At 62.4% G+C, this 18,964-nt stretch carries 13 protein-coding genes; 9 read left to right on the top strand and 4 right to left on the bottom strand.

Going from position 1 to position 18,964, the window contains the following annotated elements; translation table 11 throughout:
• The first annotated feature begins 514 nt into the window (after positions 1 to 514).
• The 5 genes from FW796_RS28880 to FW796_RS28860 all read left to right on the top strand — a co-directional run bounded on the left by FW796_RS28880 (position 515) and on the right by FW796_RS28860 (position 4,702).
• Complete coding sequence (locus FW796_RS28880; protein WP_346634298.1) at positions 515 to 1,570, top strand: hypothetical protein; 1,056 nt, start codon at positions 515 to 517, stop codon at positions 1,568 to 1,570.
• A gap of 13 nt (positions 1,571 to 1,583) precedes the next feature.
• Positions 1,584 to 2,381 carry a PoNe immunity protein domain-containing protein gene (locus tag FW796_RS28875; protein WP_446440496.1) on the top strand — a complete coding sequence of 266 codons (798 nt, stop codon included), beginning with the start codon at positions 1,584 to 1,586 and terminating at the stop codon, positions 2,379 to 2,381.
• A gap of 131 nt (positions 2,382 to 2,512) precedes the next feature.
• The gene (locus FW796_RS28870; protein WP_346634296.1) at positions 2,513 to 3,298 is read left to right on the top strand and encodes a PoNe immunity protein domain-containing protein; all 786 of its coding nucleotides are present in this window, start codon (positions 2,513 to 2,515) and stop codon (positions 3,296 to 3,298) included.
• A 14-nt stretch (positions 3,299 to 3,312) separates the two neighbouring features.
• Positions 3,313 to 4,104, top strand: coding sequence for a PoNe immunity protein domain-containing protein (locus FW796_RS28865; protein ID WP_346634295.1), 792 nt, complete (start codon positions 3,313 to 3,315; stop codon positions 4,102 to 4,104).
• 43 nt (positions 4,105 to 4,147) lie between these two features.
• Complete coding sequence (locus FW796_RS28860; RefSeq protein ID WP_446440495.1) at positions 4,148 to 4,702, top strand: hypothetical protein; 555 nt, start codon at positions 4,148 to 4,150, stop codon at positions 4,700 to 4,702.
• 205 nt (positions 4,703 to 4,907) lie between these two features.
• Here the strand turns inward: FW796_RS28860 and FW796_RS28855 are convergent, their stop codons facing one another.
• Entirely contained in the window at positions 4,908 to 5,654 is a 747-nt protein-coding gene (locus FW796_RS28855; protein WP_346634293.1) for an SDR family oxidoreductase, read from the bottom strand.
• A 139-nt stretch (positions 5,655 to 5,793) separates the two neighbouring features.
• The gene (locus tag FW796_RS28850) at positions 5,794 to 7,869 is read right to left on the bottom strand and encodes a putative bifunctional diguanylate cyclase/phosphodiesterase (protein WP_404936947.1); all 2,076 of its coding nucleotides are present in this window, start codon (positions 7,867 to 7,869) and stop codon (positions 5,794 to 5,796) included.
• Positions 7,870 to 8,233: 364 nt separating this feature from the next.
• On the opposite strand from FW796_RS28850, the gene tssI reads away from it, so the two are divergent.
• From tssI to FW796_RS28830, 4 genes are read left to right on the top strand one after another with little or no spacing between them, the layout of a single operon-like run.
• Positions 8,234 to 10,309: a type VI secretion system tip protein TssI/VgrG gene (gene tssI / locus FW796_RS28845; RefSeq protein ID WP_446440494.1), complete on the top strand. Its 2,076-nt coding sequence runs from the start codon at positions 8,234 to 8,236 to the stop codon at positions 10,307 to 10,309.
• The gene (locus FW796_RS28840) at positions 10,306 to 11,154 is read left to right on the top strand and encodes a DUF4123 domain-containing protein (RefSeq protein ID WP_446440493.1); all 849 of its coding nucleotides are present in this window, start codon (positions 10,306 to 10,308) and stop codon (positions 11,152 to 11,154) included. The genes tssI and FW796_RS28840 overlap by 4 nt, the downstream gene beginning before the upstream one ends.
• Positions 11,151 to 11,945 carry a hypothetical protein gene (locus tag FW796_RS28835; RefSeq protein ID WP_446440492.1) on the top strand — a complete coding sequence of 265 codons (795 nt, stop codon included), beginning with the start codon at positions 11,151 to 11,153 and terminating at the stop codon, positions 11,943 to 11,945. The genes FW796_RS28840 and FW796_RS28835 overlap by 4 nt, the downstream gene beginning before the upstream one ends.
• Positions 11,942 to 14,248: a lipase family protein gene (locus tag FW796_RS28830; RefSeq protein WP_446440491.1), complete on the top strand. Its 2,307-nt coding sequence runs from the start codon at positions 11,942 to 11,944 to the stop codon at positions 14,246 to 14,248. Before FW796_RS28835 ends, FW796_RS28830 begins: the two co-directional genes overlap by 4 nt.
• Positions 14,249 to 14,337: 89 nt before the next feature.
• On the opposite strand, the gene FW796_RS28825 is transcribed toward FW796_RS28830, so the two are convergent.
• Positions 14,338 to 15,831 carry an efflux transporter outer membrane subunit gene (locus tag FW796_RS28825; protein WP_446440490.1) on the bottom strand — a complete coding sequence of 498 codons (1,494 nt, stop codon included), beginning with the start codon at positions 15,829 to 15,831 and terminating at the stop codon, positions 14,338 to 14,340.
• Positions 15,828 to 18,935, bottom strand: coding sequence for an efflux RND transporter permease subunit (locus FW796_RS28820; protein WP_446440489.1), 3,108 nt, complete (start codon positions 18,933 to 18,935; stop codon positions 15,828 to 15,830). The genes FW796_RS28825 and FW796_RS28820 overlap by 4 nt, the downstream gene beginning before the upstream one ends.
• Positions 18,936 to 18,964: the final 29 nt, after the last annotated feature.

Below are 18,964 nucleotides of genomic sequence, written 5' to 3'. Positions count from 1 at the left end.
CTGGGCCGACGCCTTCGCTGGCAAGCCAGCTCCTACATGGGGCGCTACACACCGCGCCAGCTTCAGGCCGGCCGCAAGGCCGCCGTCGCGCTCTTGATTTTGATCTTGATCTGAGCGCCCCGTTAACCACGATGGCCGAACGCAGGCATTGATCCGTGGGTAACCCGGCAGGGATGCCGGGTTAGCCGCCACCCGGCCAGGGATGGCCGGTGGCGGCGGCCCACGGATCAATGCCGGAGTGAGGGCATGCCTCGCTATGCGAGGCACCGAGTGGAGGGGCAAAGCCCTTTGGTTACTTTGGGGCCCCAAAGTGACTCGCCGTAAGGGCGAAACCGCCACCCGCCCCACCCGCAGCAACGGATATGCCCCCCTCACCACCCACACAAAACCAAACGCCCCCCATAACCACAACAATGAACACCTCCCAACATAAAAAAACCGCCAAAGCACCTTGCCCCACCCCCTCAATTCATTCAGCATCCGCGCTCCAATTTTCCAGGGAAAGGAACACGTCATGGTCGAAGACCTGTATTACGACGACTACCCAGAGGCCAAGACCGAACTGATCAAGGCCATCGAGCGCGGCCGCCTGCCACTGCTGACCCAGGAACTCAACGCCTACGACTGCATCCAGGCGATCTTCGAGCTGGACGCCATCAACAACCCCAAGGACGAGGAAGATGCCTTCTTCGACCTGGCCCTGGCCCTGATCGGCTGGATTCCCGGCCCCGGGCAAGGCCTGAAGATCCTCCTGCGCCTGATCAACCGCGCCCCCCAGCGCCACGCCGAAAAGCTCTTCGACCTGATCCGCTACACCCTGCTGGCCTGCCGTCTGAAGACCAGCCCCGAACAGTTGCTGGAAAAGTGCCTGGACCCAGTGCGCCTGGCCGAGGAACTGCCCGAGATCATCAGCGGCGTGCGCGCCTCCTCGATCTTCAACAACCTAACGGCCCAGCAGCAACGTCTGGTGATCCACAACCTCAACGAAGCCCAGGAACACACTGAGTTCCTCATGGTGTCGGTGCAAGAACGCATCGCCCCCTGGATCGCCGAGCAGCGCAACAACTCGGCCGCCGCCCACAGCAGCGGCCCGGCTCTGGTGCCCAAGCCACAGTCCTCCCTGGAACCGCGCACAACGACCCTCACCCCCGCGCCACAACCCGGGGCCCACGACGCGGCGAGCATCGCCCAGAACATCAACCAGGGTCTGGAACACCTCACCGGTGAAGGCCACTGGCTGGAGCTGAACCTGCACTACCCCAACCTGGAACCGGTGCCCGGCGCCGCCTACCGAGCGGTGTTCAGTGACGGCTCGCAAGCCGAGGGCAACCTCGACGAAGAAGGTTTTGCCCGCCTGGAAGGCATCCCTGAAGGCCCGGTGAAGATTTACTACGGGGAAGACCCGCGGCCCTACCTGCGCCTGCCAATCAAGGCCCTGGCGGCCGATCCGCAGCAACTGGAAGAAGAGCTGGAAGAGCTGGAACTGGAGCCGGCCGAGGTCGACCTGCCGACCCTGATGCTGGAAGCCTCGCAGCGCAAGGCGCCCTTCACCCTGATTCCCGTCTACTGAAGCCAGGCACCGAATGAACCGCAGACAAGTGTTTCTCAGCCACGCCCATTACCACCGCTACCTGGAAAGCCTGGCGGGCACCGAAGCCCGCTGGCAGATGCACTCGATGACGGCCGATAGCCCCGAGCAGGAAGCCGCCCTCAAGGCCGCGGAAGTCAAGGACGCACGCCTGCATCATCTGATCCTGAACTACACCGGTGGTGCGTCCATGGAGGCCTTGGCCCAGGAGCTGGACGGGGTGATCGAAGGCTACGAGGACTACCAGCGCAAGCTGGGACTTTGTGAAGAACTGCCGAATATCGCGCCGCTGAACATCGACGACTACCCCCACGATTACGAGGAATATGTACAGGTCATCAGCCTGTGCATCCTGCTGCAGCGCGGCGACCTGCTGCCGCGGGTGGCGCTGTTGCAGGACCGTGCCGGCTACCATGCCGAGGACACCCTGATCGAGGATCTGCTCAAGCCCTACCTGCCGGATCGCGCCGACCTCGATGAGTGGTACCACACCCTCTACTCGCCCCTGATCTGGGCGATCTACAGCGAAGACCCGGACGAGCCTCGGGAGCTGCTGGTGGAGTACTGCAACCAGTGGTACCAGTCCTTCGAGCACGCCTCGTGGTACGACAGCCACCTGGACGGCGACGAGGGCTCCTACTTCGGCTACTGGGCCTTTGAAGCGGCGGCGGTGGCCTACCTGTACGGCCTGGACGACAGCGCGGTGAAGCATATGGTCTTCCCCCGGGACATGCTCGACTACGCCCGGCGCTTCACCCCGCCACCGATTCCCCAATCGGCGGCGCAGGACTGAAGCGCGCCTGGCTAGACGCCGCCCCCTGCCGGCGATGAATGGCCCACCAGTTCCTGGACCAAGCCCTGCGGGCCTCGCCGCTCGCGGGCGCCCTTTTCCCTGATTCGCGTCTACCGAGCCAAGGCACCGACATGAACCGCAGACAAGTGTTTCTCAGCCACAAGCAGTACCACGACTACCTCGAAAGCCTAGCCGGCGAAGAGGCCCACTGGCAGACCCACTCGATGATGGCCGACAGCCCCGAGCAGGAAGCCTCCCTCAAGGCCTCCAGTGTCCGCCGCGCGCGCCTGCACCACTTGATCCTGGGCTACACCGGTGGTGCGCCCATGGAGCAACTGGCCCAGGAACTGGACGGGGTGATCGAAGGCTACGAAGACTACCAGCGCAAGATGGGGTGCTATGAGGAACAGCCAGATATCGCGCCACTGAACATCGAAGACTACCCCGACGAGTACGAGGAATATGTCCAGGTGATCAGCCTGTGCATCCTGCTGCAGCGCAGCGACCTGCTGCCGCGTCTGGTGCTGCTGCAGGACCGCGCCGGCTTTGGCGGCCAGGACACTCTGATCGAGGACCTGCTCAAGGCCTACCTGCCCGATCGTGAAGACGTCGATCAGTGGTTCCACGACGTCTCCACGCCCCTGATCCGGGCCATCTACACCGAAGATCCGGATGAACCCCGGGAACTGCTGGTGGAGTACTGCAACCAGTGGTACGAGGCGTTCGAGCAGGCCCCATGGCACGACAGCCACCTGGACGGCGACGAGGGTTCCTACTTCGGCTACTGGGCCTTTGAAGCGGCGGCGGTGGCCTACCTCTACGGTCTGGACGACAGCGCGGTCAAGCACATGATCTTCCCCCGGGAGATGCTCGAATACGCCCGACGCTTTACCCCGCCGCCGATGCCCTTCCACTGAGGCCAGGTACTGACATGCAACGCAGGCAAGTGTTTCTCGAGCACAAGCAGTACCACACCCTCCTGGAGTTCCTGGCGGGTACCGAAGCCCATTGGCAGACACATTCTATGGAAGAGGACTACCCCGGGCAGGAAGCCTCGCTCAAGGCCTGGGAGGTCAAGCGAGCACGCCTGGACCATCTGATCCTGGGCTACACCGGCGGCAAGGCCATGCCTGAGCTGGCCCAGGAGTTGGACGCACTGATCGCCAGCTACGAGGAGCATCAGCGCACCCTGGCCCTGTGCAATGAAATGCCGGATATCGCGCCGCTGAACATCGAGGACTACCTCGACCAGTACGAGGAATACGTGCAGGTCATCAGCCTGTGCATCCTGCTGCAACGCCGCGACCTGCTGCCGCGCATGGTGGCGCTGCAGGACCGCGCCGGCTACCACGCCGAGGACACCCTGATCGAGGACCTGCTCAAGCCTTGCCTGCCGGACCGCGCAGACATCGATGAGTGGTACCACCCGGTCTACACGCCGCTGATCAGGGCCATCTACTGCGATCAAGCGGACGAGTCCCGAGCGCTGCTGGTGGAGTACTGCGACCAGTGGTATGAAGCGTTCGAGCAGGCCCCATGGCACGACTCCCACCTGGACGGTGAATCCTACTTCGGCTACTGGGCCTTTGAAGCCGCGGCGGTGGCCTACCTCTACGGCCTGGACGACAGCGCGGTAGAGCACATGGTCTTCCCCCGGGACCTGCTCGAATACGCCCGGCGCTTTACCCCGCCGCCGATACCCCAGCGAGTGGCACAAGACTGATACGCCCCGTCTACCTCCCCTCCACACAGGTTATGCATTGCCCATGAAGTCCTGGATCAAGACCCTGCTGATCACCCTGCTCGCGGCCACCCTGTGCCTGCTGTTCGCTCGCGTTGTGCTGCCCCCGCTGCTGGTGCACCTGATGCCGCCAAGCTGGGAAGGCGGAGGGTGGTACTGGGCCAATCTGCTGCTGGCCGGCTTCCTGGCCGGGCTGCTGGTAGCGCCCCTGCTGCGGACCCGGCGTTATTACCCGGTGCCGCTGCTGCTTCTGCTGTCTGCCCTGGTGGTGGTCGGCAGCTGGGCGCAGAACCGCTGTAACGACGCCCAGTTGCAGGCTATCGAACAGCTGGCGATGCGCAGCGTGAGCCATTCGAACCTGGGGTTCTCCAATGAGCAACCCGAGCCTTCGGCGCCAGTGGACGTGAGCGCCACACCGGGCGTCTGGGCGGATGAACAAGGCTATGGATTTGGCTACAGCTGCACCCGCCCGGAGGAAACTCTGGGTTACGTAATGCCGTTGGCGATGAGCTTTGGCATCAGCGTGCTGGGGCTGTTGCTGGCCTTACTGATCGGCCCCGGCCGACGCCAGGGAATGTAGGAGCTGGCCTGCCAGCGAAGGCATCCGCAAGCGCGGCGCAAGACTCAAGGGCCGCTTCGCCGGCAAGCCGGCTCCTACGGGTTAGACCAGAAGCTCGAAGGGAAACCGTAGGAGCTGGCTTGCCAGCGAAGGCGTCCGCAAGCACGGCGCAAGGCTCAAGGGCCGCTTCGCAGGCAAGCCGGCTCCTGCGGTCAATCGGAGGGGCTCAGCGGCCGCCGCCCAGGTCGAGGAAGGTGCCGGTGGCATAGGAGGCTTTGTCCGACAGCAGCCAGACAATCGCTTCGGCCACTTCGTCCGGGCGGCCGCCACGGCCCATGGGAATGGCAGTTTCCAATTTGCTGACCCGGTCGGCATCGCCGCTCAGGGCGTGAAAATCGGTGTAGATGTAGCCCGGGCGCACCGCATTGACGCGGATGCCCTCGCCCGCCACTTCCTTGGACAGGCCAATGGTAAAGGTGTCCAGCGCGCCCTTGGACGCGGCGTAGTCGACATACTCGCCGGGAGAACCCAGGCGCGCCGCCACCGACGACACGTTGACGATGCTGCCGCCCTGCCCGCCATGGCGCGGCGACATGCGCAGCACCGCGTGCTTGGCGCAGAGGATCGGCCCCATGACATTGGTCTTCATGATCTTCTGGATACGAAATTCGGACATTTCGTCGAGACGGGACTTGTGCCCCACGGTGCCGGCATTGTTGACCAGGGCGGTGACCCGGCCCAGTTCGTTGTCGACCCGGTGAAACAGGCCAATGACCTCGTCTTCGATGCTGACATCGGCCCGCACCGCAATGGCCTGGGCGCCCAGGGCGCGGATCTGTTCCAGTACCTGCAGGGCCGACTGTTCGTCGGCCTGATAGTTGATGCAAACCTTGAAACCCTGCTGAGCAGCCAACAACGCCGTGGCTGCGCCGATTCCCCGCCCGCCACCGGTGATGACGATGACTTTGTCCATGCTGCCGACTCCCTGACTGATCGTTTCAACGCCCGTCATTAAACACTGCACCGGCAGCGATGAAAACCGCAGTGACATCAATCAGCCCCTATCCAAAGGTCGCAGCAACTGCAGCCCAGGTACGCGCTCAGGGCCGTAGTCAGGACTTGTGTTCAGCCAGCTGGATGCCCTGCATGAAGCCTTCGGGCGGCAGCGGGTGGCCCAGGTAATAGCCTTGCAACGAGTCGCAGCCCAGCTGGGTGAGGAAGGTCTGCTGCACCCCGGTCTCCACGCCCTCGGCGACAATACGCAGGCCCAGGGCCTGGCCCAGGGCGACAATCGCCGAGACGATGGCCGCGTCGTCGCTGTCATGCTCCAGGTCGCGGACAAAACCACGGTCGATCTTCAATTCGTTGGCCGGCAGACGCTTGAGGTACATCAGGCTCGAATAGCCGGTACCGAAGTCGTCGATGGACAGGTCCACGCCCATGTCCGCCAACTGCTGCAGGACGATCATGCTGACATCGGCGTCGTTCATCGCCGTTGTCTCGGTAATTTCCAGGGTCAGGTTATTGGCCGGCAATTGATAGCGCTGCAGGGCACCCTGCACGCTCTTAACCAGGCCCACATGACAGAACTGCAGGGCCGAGAGGTTCACGGCGATCCGCCAGTGGGTATAGCCCAGGACATACCACTCGCGCATCTGCCGGCAGGCTTCCTGCAGCACCCAGTCGCCGATGGCGATGATCAGCCCGCTCTTCTCCGCCAGCTCGATGAACTTGTCCGGCAGCAGCATGCCGTGCTGCGGGTGCTCCCAGCGCAACAAGGCCTCGGCCCCCACCGGACGGCCATTGCTGGCATCGAACTTGGGCTGGTAATACAGGCGGAACTGATGATGCTCCAGGGCATTGCGCAGGTCCTGAAGCAACTGCAGTTGGCGCCGGGCATTGGTGTTCATCGAGGCGTCGAAAAAACTGTAGCCGTTCTTGCCGGTGGCCTTGGCGTGATACATGGCCGCGTCGGCGTTCATCAACAGTTCCTGGGCGGTCAGACCATTGCCGGGGTACACCGCAATGCCGATGCTGGCGGAAATCTGCAAGTCGTGGTCGGCCACGCGGAACGAACGGGACACCAGGCCCACCTGGCGCGCCGCCAGGCGCAAGGCATCTTCCGGCTCGTCGAGCTGCACCAACAGCACGAACTCGTCGCCACCGATCCGCGCCAGGGTGTCTTCGCTGCGCAGGTCCTCGCGCAGGCGCTGGGCCACTTCGCGCAGCAACTGGTCACCCATGTGGTGGCCGAAGGCGTCATTGACCGGCTTGAAGCCGTCCAGATCGATGAACATCAGCGCAAAGCAGCCACCATGGGCGGTGACCCGGTGCATGGCCTGATCGATGCGGTCCGCCAGCAGGATACGGTTGGGCAAACCGGTCAGGGTGTCGTGCAGGGCCAACTGGGTCAGCTCCTTGTTGGCCTCGGTCAAGGACTGCGCCAGCACCGCGGTGCGGGCTTCCAGACGCGCGTCCAGCACCGAGGTCAGCAAGGCGATGATCAGCACCGCCAGGGTGGTGATCAGCACCAGATTGTCCAGGCCCTTGCCGCTCAGGCCGTTGCCCACCGCCCCACAGAAACTGCCATCGGCAAACCGCGCCGCGGCCATGCCGGTGTAGTGCATGCCGACGATGGCAACCCCCATCACAATCGCCGCGCCGGTACGCGCAAGCCGAACATGGGGCGTGTTCTGGCGCAGACGAAAGGCAATCCACAGCGCCGCCAGCGAAGCACCAAAGGCGATCAGCAGCGAGGCACCGAACAGGCTCGGGTCGTAGTCGATGCCCGGCTGCATGCGCAAGGCCGCCATACCGGTGTAATGCATGCCGCTGATGCCCGCGCCCATGATCAAGGCGCCGAACAGCAACTGCCCCAGCGGCAGGCGCGGCTGACTCACCAGCCACAGGGCAAAACCGCAGGACAGGATCGAAATCAGCAACGACAAGGCGGTCAGCACGGTGTCGTAGCCCAGGTCGATGGGCAGCTCGAACGCAAGCATGCCGATAAAGTGCATCGACCACACGCCAACACCCATGGCCAGCGCTCCGCCACACATCCACAGATGGGCCGCACGGCCTGTAGTGGTGGCAATACGCCCCGTGAGATCGAGAGCGGTATAAGAGGCGAGGATCGCCACAAAAATGGAAATCACGACCAGTGCGGGGGAATAACTACCGATGAGCATGGGGCATCTCTGGGCCGTTGTGCCGACAGTTTGCTCGGCGGGCAAAAGCGCAGATTGTACTGATTGCGTAGAAGAACGCATCTACAAAGTGAGCAAAAAGCCAGTAGCCAGACAGAACGTCTGGCACAGGCCCTTGATACCCCTACAGGCCTTGTGGGCAAAGGCTTTGCGCGCTTTGAGCAGTACCTCCGGTCAGAGTCTGGATCAGGCCTAGCTCCAGCTTCGCTTTTTACTACAGGAACCAGAGCACTTTCGCCTGGACCTCAAGAATCATCCCATAGTCAGCGGCCTCCCCTCTCTCTAGCATCTGCGGGTAGCGTTCTCCCAAGCGTTTTTTTGCCCCTTCCAGCTTAAGGACAAGCTCATGTTCGCGCCGGCCGACTCTGCACAGTTCGAGCTTTTTATTCCCTCCGTCCGCCACGATTTCCAAGTGCTGGCCTTTGATGGCCTCGAAGCCATCAGCGCCTTGTATGCGATCCACGTTGAACTGGTCAGCGAAAAACCCGATTTCGATCTGCAAAGCCTGCTCTGCCAGCCCGCCTTTCTGCGCTTGAGCCTCAACGGCGAGGGCCTGCATGGCCGCATCGAGGAGGTGAAGGTGGGTGAGTCCGGCACGCGCCTGACTCATTACCACCTGACCCTGGTGCCAGCGCTGCATTACCTGCAGTTCAGTCACAACCAGCGGATTTTCCAGCACCTGACGGTGCCGCAGATCGTGGCTCAAGTGCTCCAGGAGCATGGCATTTTGCCGGATGTGTTTACCTTTCATATCGGCAATGCCCCACAGCGCGAATACTGCACCCAATACGCTGAAAGCGATTTTGAGTTCATCCAGCGCCTGTGCGCCGAGGAAGGAATCACCTGGCACCACCAGCACTCGATCGATGATCACCTGCTGGTGTTCAGCGAGGATCAAACCTGGTTCCCCAAGCTCGGCGTCACGCCCTTTCAACCCGGCAGCGGCACCGTCGCCGATCACCCAGTCATCAGGCGTTTTTCCCAGCGCTTCAGCACCCGCACCCGTGCGGTCACGCGCCGTGACTATGACCTTGAGCGGCCAAGCCGTTTGCTGGAAAGCCGGCACGCCAGTCAACAGGGTCCGCTGCTCGAGGACTATCGCTATCCGCTGTCGATGCCGGCCGAGGCACGTGGCAAGCATCTCACTCAGCGCGCCCTGGAAAGTCATCGCGCCGACTACCAGTTGGCCGAAGGCGAGAGTGACCAGCCGACCTTGCGCAGTGGTCATTTCTTTACCTTGAGCGAGCATCCGCGCCGCGCCTGCAACGATTTGTGGCTGCTGCTCAGCGTTCATCACACCGGCAAGCAGCCTCAGGCCCTCGAAGAAGCCATCACTCACGACTCTGCGGCTGACGGAGGTTTTACTCAGGGTTACCGCAACCAGTTCAGGGCCATTCCCTGGGATGTACCTGTGCGCCCACCACTGCCCAAGCGCAGACCGTTGCTGGTGAGCCAGACCGCACGGGTCACCGGGCCTGTGGACCATGAGATTTTCTGTGATGCTCATGGCAGGGTCCGCGTCGAGTTGCCCTGGGACCGAGCAGAACTCAATAGCGACAAAAGCAGTTGCTGGTTGCGGGTTTCATCCAGTTGGGCTGGGGAGAGCTTTGGTGCAGTGACCATTCCCCGGATCGGCATGGAGGTGGTGGTAACCTACCTTGAAGGCGACCCCGACCAGCCCTTGATCACCGGTTGTGTGGTCAACAAGGCGACTCCGGTGCCCTATCCCTTGCCGGCGAACCAAAGCCGGACCGTGCTGCGTAGCCACAGCACCCCCAACAGTGGCGGCTACAACGAACTGATGATCGAGGACCGGGCCGGGCAGGAGAAGATCTTCCTGCGGGCGCAACGGGATCTCGAACAACTGATCCTCAACGACAGCGACACCCGCATTGGCCATTCGCGCCGTGAGCAAATCACCCAGGACAGCCATAGCCTGATCGGCAACGACCGTTCCGAGCAGGTCGATGGCAACAGCTCAAGCCTGATCCAGGGCGATGAAACCCACACCACCCAAGGCGCGCGCAACACCGTGATTGTCGGTGATGAGCTGCTTTCCATCAGCGGCAGCGCCAGCACCACCGCGGCGGGGACTTTGGTGATCCAGGCCGGCGCCCAGGCCCGGGTCAACGCCGCCAACGTGGTGATCGATGCCGGTACGAGCCTGACCCTTCAGGCGGGTGGGCAGCATATTGTCATCAGCTCGGGCGGGATCTTCAGCAGCGTGCCGATTGTGGTTGGGGGGGCGCCGTTGGCGGGTTTCGCAGCGCTGCAAGCCCTGAAGGCCTTGACGGATACGCCACAGGCAATCATCGACAACCCACTTTCCATCATGCACGCGAGCAAGCAACAGTCCCTGGATCTCTGCCCATTGTGCGAAGCCTGTCGCCGGGGACTGTGCGATACAGGAGAGCTTGCATGAATACGCCCGAACAATGGCGGTATGAACAATCCCGAATGGGGCGGTGCATCTATCTGCTGCTGGACTCCGATGGTAAACGGCAAGAACGCGATGCTCTGGTGGCGGAACTGGGCAACGAACGCTTTCGTGAGGTTTATCTCGGAACCCCGGCGCACTCATTGGCAAGCGCTGGGCCTTACCTGTTTCAGATCGATCAGGTGAACCATCCAGTGGTGCTTGCCCTGATCAAGGTGCTTGAGCCTGATTGGGGCTGGCTGGCCAGCGGTTCGGACAGCGACCTGGATACCCTGACTCAACATTGGCGAGACCGATTGGTAACGGGCGAGCCCCCAAATCAAGCCCTGTACCGTTTTCACGACAATCGTGTGCTGGGACGTGCCCTGGCTGTTCTACAGCCCGAAGACTATTCCGGCTACCTGGGGCCCATGGCCAGTGTGTGCTACTGGCAAACCGAGCAATGGAAGGTCACCGATAACCCCGCTCCCGGGACTCATCCGCTGCCAGCTGAGCCAGCGTGGCTGAACATACCCACTCCACAAGCCACCTACGCCGCGGTGCAGTTTGACAATACCCGTCGTTATCTCATGCGCCAACACACGGAGCCACTGGCGGGGCTTGCCGAGCAGCAGAACATCGATGTCTGGCTGCGAACCCAGCTCGATCTGGCCCGAACGTGGGAGTGGCAGGAGCCCGACGCAATCTATTTCCTGCTGACCCAAAGCCTGCGAGCGCCGGGTTACGCCCCGCCTGCATCCTGGCAACCCAAGCCCAACGAAACCCCGGCGCAACACTTTGCGCGCCTCTATCAGGAAGCCCTGTATTGGCAGGGTGAGGAGCCGGTATGAAAACGCTTGTTCAACGCTTGTTCCTCACTGGCTGCCTGGGTTCGGCAATGGGCTGCTCGGCCATAGGCCAGTCAGACAGCTTTACCTTGAGCGCCGACTTGCCCGTGGACTTCGCTTACGAAGCCACAGCTGCTTACGTTCCGGCTCCAGGCGAAACATGCAGCGTGCCGGGTGGTAAAAACACCCGAATCGGCATCAATAGAAAGTGGCAGGAAAGCTATACCCGCGACTCCGAAATAGTGCTGCGCAGAACCGTGAGCGGCTGCCCATTGGTGTTGCAGTACGTTGAGTTCTATATCAATGGGACTTATGGCAAGGACCGGTGGGACTTTACCCGCGACTTTGGAAAAATTCTGGTGCGTGAATACTTGAACAGTGCTGATAGAGGCACCTTCAACGCTGCCGGTGAAAGTGAAATTCTAGGTCAGTGTCAGTGGTTGTTTCGGACGATTGGCCCTAAGCGCTACATCACGAAAATCCTCACCTGCAAAAGCACCGATGCCCAGGGCAAGGTGACCCGAGGACAACCCTTTGCGGCTTACACCCTGGACCAACTGCCGGGTAAAACCGTGCGTTTGAAAATCAAGTTGGCGGATGAGGAAGAACCCTATATGGGAGACACGTGGATCAAGGTGCCGGGTGGTTGGAAGCGTTGCATGGGCGATAACTTTGAAGATCAAGATGCTTTTTGCTTCGGCAACTACACCGATTTCAGCACCTTCAGAATGCCCGATGGCCGTATTTGCAGCATTTACCCTGGCTGTAGTGAAAACAAGGAAGTGAGCCCATGAGCTTCAAGTCTTTACCGCCCGGTGATGGTCCCTCCATGGAGGGGCGTATGTACACCTGCCCATTGCGCGGCCAGGCGACCAGTTTTCAGTTGGTGGATGAGTTCGGTGACGGTAAGCCTTATGCGGGGCTGGCCTATGAAGCGACTGATTACGAAGACGTCACCTATACCGGCAGATTGGATGCCAACGGCGTGGGTCGCGTAGAGGACCACTACTGTGGACCTGTGCTGCTCAAACTGAGTCGGCCCTACGAAGGGCAAGACAAGACATATGTACGTTTGAAAGAGAGAAAGCACTACCCACTCCCCATCACCGAGCTACAAGTCCGTGCCGAGAGCACCCGGTTTTTCAACAAGGATGGGGCTCGTACTCGCAGCAACCCGGCGCAAGCCGAGGCTGGCAGTTTTTATCAGGTCGAAGTGCGTGAGCTGGTGGAGCATGACGCCCACTTGCCGTCCATGGTCGAGCGATACTTTCCCCCCAATCGGCATGTGTACTCGCTGTTTCGACAGCCGCCCCAGGCCACGGGTTTCCTCGATGGCGGGGCAGCGCAGGGCGACAGGTCGACCGACAGTGCAATGGCTGACCTGGGGTTTGCCCCGCCGTCGCCCAAGGTGCAGGGCATTGCCTTGCTGCCCAACCGCCACCATGTGCTGGAGGTCCGACCGCTGCGGGCCTTGCGGCCGATGCTGTCGACCGGCGCGCAGTTTTGCGCGCTCAACCTCTACCAACTGGCGCTGCTGGCGACCTTGAGTTACAGCGGGTTTGGTCAAGAGCCGCGCTTTCACCCGGTGGATAGCCCGCGAGTGAGTTTTCCGGGGCAACCCAGCAGCGGTAACTGGTTTGGCGCCGTGCTGCCGACCTTTGCCGAGTTGTGGCAGGTCGATGCCGACCAGGCCGGCGGCAAAGCCTATTACCCGCTGTATGAAGAGGTGCCTTACTCCAGGCGCCTGGAAATTGTCCCGTTCGACCCGCAGTTGTACCCCGAGGTCAATCACCCGAGCCTGGGGGAAGCCCAGGAAAACCCGGCCAACATTCATTTCTTTGATGACGGCCAGGATAAGGACGGCACGGACACCCAGGCCTATATCACCCATCACGAAGAGCTGATTCTGATTGCCGTGCGCGGCACTGCGGAAAAGGCCGATGCGTTGCGTGATATGGACGCCGAGCAAGTGCCCTTCGAGGAGGGCGAAGGCAAGGTGCATAACGGTTTTTATGGCGCGGCCAAAGTGGCCTACGGGTTTGTTGCCCGCTATCTGGACAAATTCTACAACGGGCAAAAGCTCGTGATCACCGGGCACAGCCTGGGCGGGGCCGTGGCGCTGATACTCTCCGAGATGCTGCGGCGGAGTAAGCGCTACGAAGCGAATATTCTGCTCTACACCTATGGCAGCCCAAGGGTCGGCGATACCCGTTTTGTCAGCGGTGCCGAAGCCCTGGTGCACCACCGCTTTGTCAATCATAACGATCCGGTACCGAGTGTCCCCGCCACCTGGATGAGCACTTCCAAGCCCAAGGTGCTGGCGGCGCGTGGGGCGGTGACGGTGTTCAATGCTCCGGTGGGCTTGGCGTTGTTCATTACCGGGTTGATCAATTTTACCGGCGAGCCCTACGCCCACCACGGCACGTTGCGCCACTTTCTGCCGGTGGATTTTGGCTCAGGGCGCACATCGGCGATTCTCTGGGCGCCAGGTTGTAGCACCATTCTCGATCAGGGCTGTGCCAGAGTCTTGCAAGAAGTCGACGGCCTGCCGGTGCGTGGCTCGCTCCTGCGGCAACTGCTGGATAACGCCGATCACAAGATGGTCGTCAGCTATATCCCTCACTGCTGGGCCACCCTGCGCCGTTGGCAGGAGTCACAGGCGTTCAAACGCCCCTTGGTGACCGAGCGGGAGTTCAGTCGGATCGATGGGGCATTGGGCAGTATCACCCAGCAATTGCGTGATCTGGACCGCAGCCTGTGGGGGCGGCCCGATGCCTACCTGCGCTCTCAACAGAGCGTGCTCGCAGTCGACAGGCTGCGCAATGAAATCAATGCGTTGGACATGACTCGTCAACGTCTGCGTGAATTGAGCGTTACCAGGATCGACGAAAGCGATGTGTACGGTGCTTTCGCCGGTCAAACGCAATTGCTGGCCGAAGGCCTGCCGCGTTGGCTGGATCACCCGGAAAACACCGTGCAGGAGCAATTGGCGATGATGGCGCCGCCAGTCGACGACTCTGAACAAGCGATAGCCGAGTTGCTGGGCGGCCATGTAGCGGGAGCGCCCTACCATCTGGATATCGACTCACTCATTTGAAGCCCATTGCAGCAGGCAAGGCAGCGCTCGTCGCAGGGCCTTGCCTTGCAAGGGTGGCAGGAAACCGGGTTCGCTAGCTTCCCCCGGGCCTATTTCCGCTCGTCGGCCTGCAACTGACCATCCCAGCCACCGCCCATGGCGGCGATCAATTGCACACTGGCAATCAACCGGCTCTGCAGCAGACTGAGGACGCTGCGCTCGTTGCTCAAGGCGGTGGTCTGGCTGGTGACCACGTCCAGGTAGGCGATCAATCCGGCCTTGTACTGGTTCTCGGTCAGGCGCAGGGCCTCCCGTGCCGAATCCAGGGCCTGCTGACGCACCTGGGCCTCGTCTTCCAGGACCTTGAGCTGGACCATGTAGTTCTCCACCTCGCGGAAACCGTCGAGCACGGTCTGTCGGTACTTGGCCACGGTCTGGTCGTAGGCCGCTTCAGTGCGATCCACTTCCGCCGAGCGCTGGCCACCGTCGAACAGGGTCATGGCGAGCTTGGGCCCCACCGACCAGAACCGGTTCGGCAGGCTGATCCAGTCGGCGTAGGTACTGCTGCTGTAGCCACCGGCCAGGCTCAGGGTCAAGTCGGGGTAGTAGGCGGCCTTGGCCACACCGATATTGGCGTTGGCGGCGATCACCGAACGCTCAGCCGAGGCAATGTCCGGACGCCGCTCCAGCAGTTGCGAGGGCACCGCCAGGGGTACCTGGGGCAAGCCGGGAATACGGGTGTTTTCTGCCAGGTTGAACTCGGCCGGCGGCACACCGATCAGCACCGCGATGGCGTTCTCGAACTGCGCCCGCTGCCAGATCAGGTCGATCAGGTCGGCCTGGGTGCTTTTCAGCTGGGTCTGGGCCTGGGCGACTGCATCCTTGCCGGACACCCCGGCCTGATACTGATTCTGGGTCATGGTCAGGGACCGCTGGTAGGCCGCCACCGTGGCTTCCAGCAAGCGCTTCTGCTGATCGATCACTCGCAGCTGCAGGTAGTTCTGCACCAGCTCCGACTGCTGGCTCAGGCGCATGGCCGCCAGATCGGCAAAGCTCGCCTCGGCGCTGGCTTCGTTGGCTTCCAGGCCGCGGCGCAGCTTGCCCCAGACGTCCGCCTCCCAACTCACCCCCAACTGGGTGTTGTAGGTGTCGCGAATACCGCTGCTGGAGCTGCTGAGGGCCGAACTGCTGCTGCCAGTACCCTGGCTGGCCCGGGTCTTGCCGGCGCTCAGGTCGACACTGGGAAAGAACGCCCCACGGGAACTGCGGACCAGGGCCTGGGCCTGACGGTATTGCGCTTCCGACTGGGCGACGCTCTGGTTGGAGCTGTTGAGCTTCTCGATCAAGCCGTTGAGCTGCGTGTCACCGTACAGCTCCCACCAGGCGCCACGGGCCAGGGCATCGCTGGGGTTGGCCTGACGCCAGCCCTGGGCCTCCTTGTATTGCACCGGTTCGGCCACCTGGGGCCGTTGGTAGTCGGGACCGATGGCGCAGGCGCTGAGCAGCAGCACGCACAGGCCCAGGCTCAAGGCCCGCGACCCCCGGGCCATGGCCAGGCGCTGGGCGGACAGCGGAGAAACAGGACGGGACGAATGGTCGGTCATAGCGGCGTTTCCAGAGCAGCATCGGTACGGACCCCACGCCAGTGGTTGAACTTGTGGCGCAGGCGATCGAGATAGAGGTAGACCACCGGGGTGGTGTAAAGGGTCAGGATCTGACTGAAGACCAGGCCGCCAATGATGGTCAGGCCCAGGGGCTGGCGCATTTCCGAGCCTTCGGCGTTGCCCAGCAACAGGGGCAAGGCACCGAGAATCGCCGCCAGGGTGGTCATCAGGATTGGCCGCAGGCGCTGCAGGCAGGCACTGCGGATCGATTGCAGCGGGTCCATCCCGTGGTGGCGCTCCAGTTGCAGCGCCAGGTCGATCATCAGGATCGCGTTCTTCTTCACCACCCCGATCAGCAGGAACAGCCCCAACAACGAGATCAGGCTGAACTCGCCGCCCAGCACGTAGATCGAAAGCAAGGCGCCGACCCCGGCCGAAGGCAAGGTGGAGAGGATGGTCAGCGGGTGGATGTAGCTTTCATAGAGCACCCCAAGCACCAGATACACCGCCAGCAGCGCGCCGAGGATCATGAACGGCTGGCTCTTCTGGGTGGCGGCGAAGGCATCGGCGGTGCCGGCCATCTTGACGATCACGTCCTCGGGCATGCCCAGCTTGGCGATCGCCCGTTCGATGGCGGCGGTGCCCTGCTCCACCGTCACGCCTTCGGCCATGTCGAAGGAAATGCTTTCCGAAGCGAACTGCCCTTCGTGGCTGACCCGGTCGTCTTCCAGGCTGTTTTCATAGTGAGCGATGGCCGACAGCGGAATCCGCGCCCCATCGGCGGTGATCACCTGCACCTGATTCAGGGTAATCGGGTCCTGGGCATATTTCGGGTTGACCTCCATCACCACCTGATACTGGTTGAGGCTGTCGTAGATGGTGGAGATCTGCCGCTGGCTGTAGGCGTTGTTGAGCACGGCGGTAACCATGTCCATGTCCACCCCCAGGCGCTTGGCCTGGTCGCGGTCCACCATCAGGGTCACTTGCTGGGCACCGTGGCCTTCCCGGGCATCGATCGCCGTGAGCTCCGGCAGGGCCCGCAGCGCAGTGACCACTTTCGGGTACCACTGGCGCAGCTCGCCCAGGTCGCCGCTTTGCAGAATGTAGGAATACTGCGAGGTGGTCTGCTCGCGGCCGCCGCCGAACTGCAGGTCCTGGTCGGCCATCAGCATCAACTGGGCGCCGGCCACCTTGGGCATTTCCTTGCGCAGCCGTTCGATGACCTTCTGCGCCGAGATATTGCGTTCCTTGATCGGTTTGAGGCGCACCAGCATGAACGCGTTGTTGGTGCCGTTGCTGCCACCGATGAAGCCGGCCACGCTTTCCACTGCCGAGTCCTTGAGCACCGCACGACGGAAGATCTCCATCTTCGGCTGCATCACGCTGAAGGACAGGCCATCGTCGCCACGGACAAAGCCGATCAACTGGCCGGTGTCCTGCTGGGGCATGAAAGTCTTGGGCACCACCACGTACAGGGCCACGTTGACGCCGATGGTCAGCAACAGGCTGAGCAGGGTCAGGCGCCTGTGCCGCAGCACCCAGTCCAGGCTGGTGGCGTACTTGCCCACCATCCACTCGTTGCTGCGCCGGCTCCAGCGTTGCAGGGCGTTTTCCTGACCCGGGGTGTGGGGCTTGAGCCAGCGGGCGCAGAGCATCGGGGTCAGGGTCAGGGACACCACCAGGGAGACGACGATGGCCGCCGCCAGGGTGATGGAGAACTCACGAAACAGGCTCTCGATGATCCCGCCCATGAACAGGATCGAGAGAAACACCGCCACCAGCGACACGTTCATCGACAGCAGGGTGAAGCCCACCTCCTTGGCCCCCAGGTACGCCGCTTTCATCGGCGCGATACCTTCGTCGATATGCCGGGAAATGTTCTCCAGGACCACGATGGCATCGTCCACCACCAGCCCGGTGGCGAGGATCAGCGCCATCAGCGACAGGTTGTTCAGGGAGAAACCGTACAGGTACATGATGGCGAAAGTGCCCACCAGGGACACCGGCACCGCCAGGGTCGGGATCACCGAAGCGCGGAAGTTGCCGAGGAACAGGAACACCACCAGGATCACCAGCGCCACGGCGATCAACAGGGTCATCTCCGCCTCGTGCAGGGTGGCCTTGATCACCGGCGAGCGATCCATGGCCAGGTTGAGCTTGACGCTGGCCGGCAGCACCGCCTGCAACGCCGGCAACTGGGCCTTGATCTCGTTCACCGTCTCGATGATGTTGGCCCCGGCCTGGCGGTTGATCACCAGCAGCACCGCCGCATCGTCGTTGAAGAAACCGCTGTTGTAGCGGTCTTCCACGCCGTCGGTGACCTTGGCCACGTCTTTGAGCCGCAGGGCCGCGCCATTGTTGTAGTGGATGATCAGCGGCTCGTAGTCGCGGGCCTTTTCCAACTGGTCGTTGGCCTGGATCTGCCACAGCCGCTGGTCATCTTCCACCGAACCCTTGGGCCGGCGCTGATTGGCGTTGGCAATGGCGTTGCGCACATCGTCCAGGGCCACGCCGTACTGGTTGAGCAACTGCGGCTCCAACTCGACGCGCACCGCCGGCAAGGAGCTACCGCCCACCTGCACCTCGCCCACGCCCTGCACCTGGGACAGGCTCTGGGACAGGATGGTCGAGGCCAGGTCGTAGAGCTGGCCCTTCTCCAGCACATCGGAGGTCAGGGACAGCACCATGATCGGCGCCTGGGACGGGTTGACCTTCTTGTAGGTGGGCATGCTGCGCATGCCGCTGGGCAACAGGTTGCGCGAAGCGTTGATGGCCGCCTGCACTTCCCTGGCGGCACCGTTGATGTCGCGGTCCAGGTCGAACTGCAGGATCACCCGGGTCGAACCCTGGCTGGAACGGCTGCTCATGGTGTTGACCCCGGCGATGGCGCCGAAGGAGCGCTCCAGGGGCGTGGCCACGGTGGACGCCATGACCTCGGGACTGGCCCCGGGCAGGCTGGCCTGGACCACGATCACCGGGAAGTCCATCTGCGGCAGCGGCGCCACCGGCAGCAGGCCGAAGCTCACGCCGCCCAGCAACATGATCGCCAGACTCAGGAGCATGGTCGCCACCGGGCGCTTGATGAACGGTCCGGACAGGTTCATGGCTGAACGCCCCAGGCTTGAGGCTTACT

It is taken from the genome of Pseudomonas sp. 910_21 (genome assembly GCF_052850735.1).
Note: the sequence above shows the minus strand (reverse complement) of the source record. Positions and strands in the feature narration are given on the sequence as shown.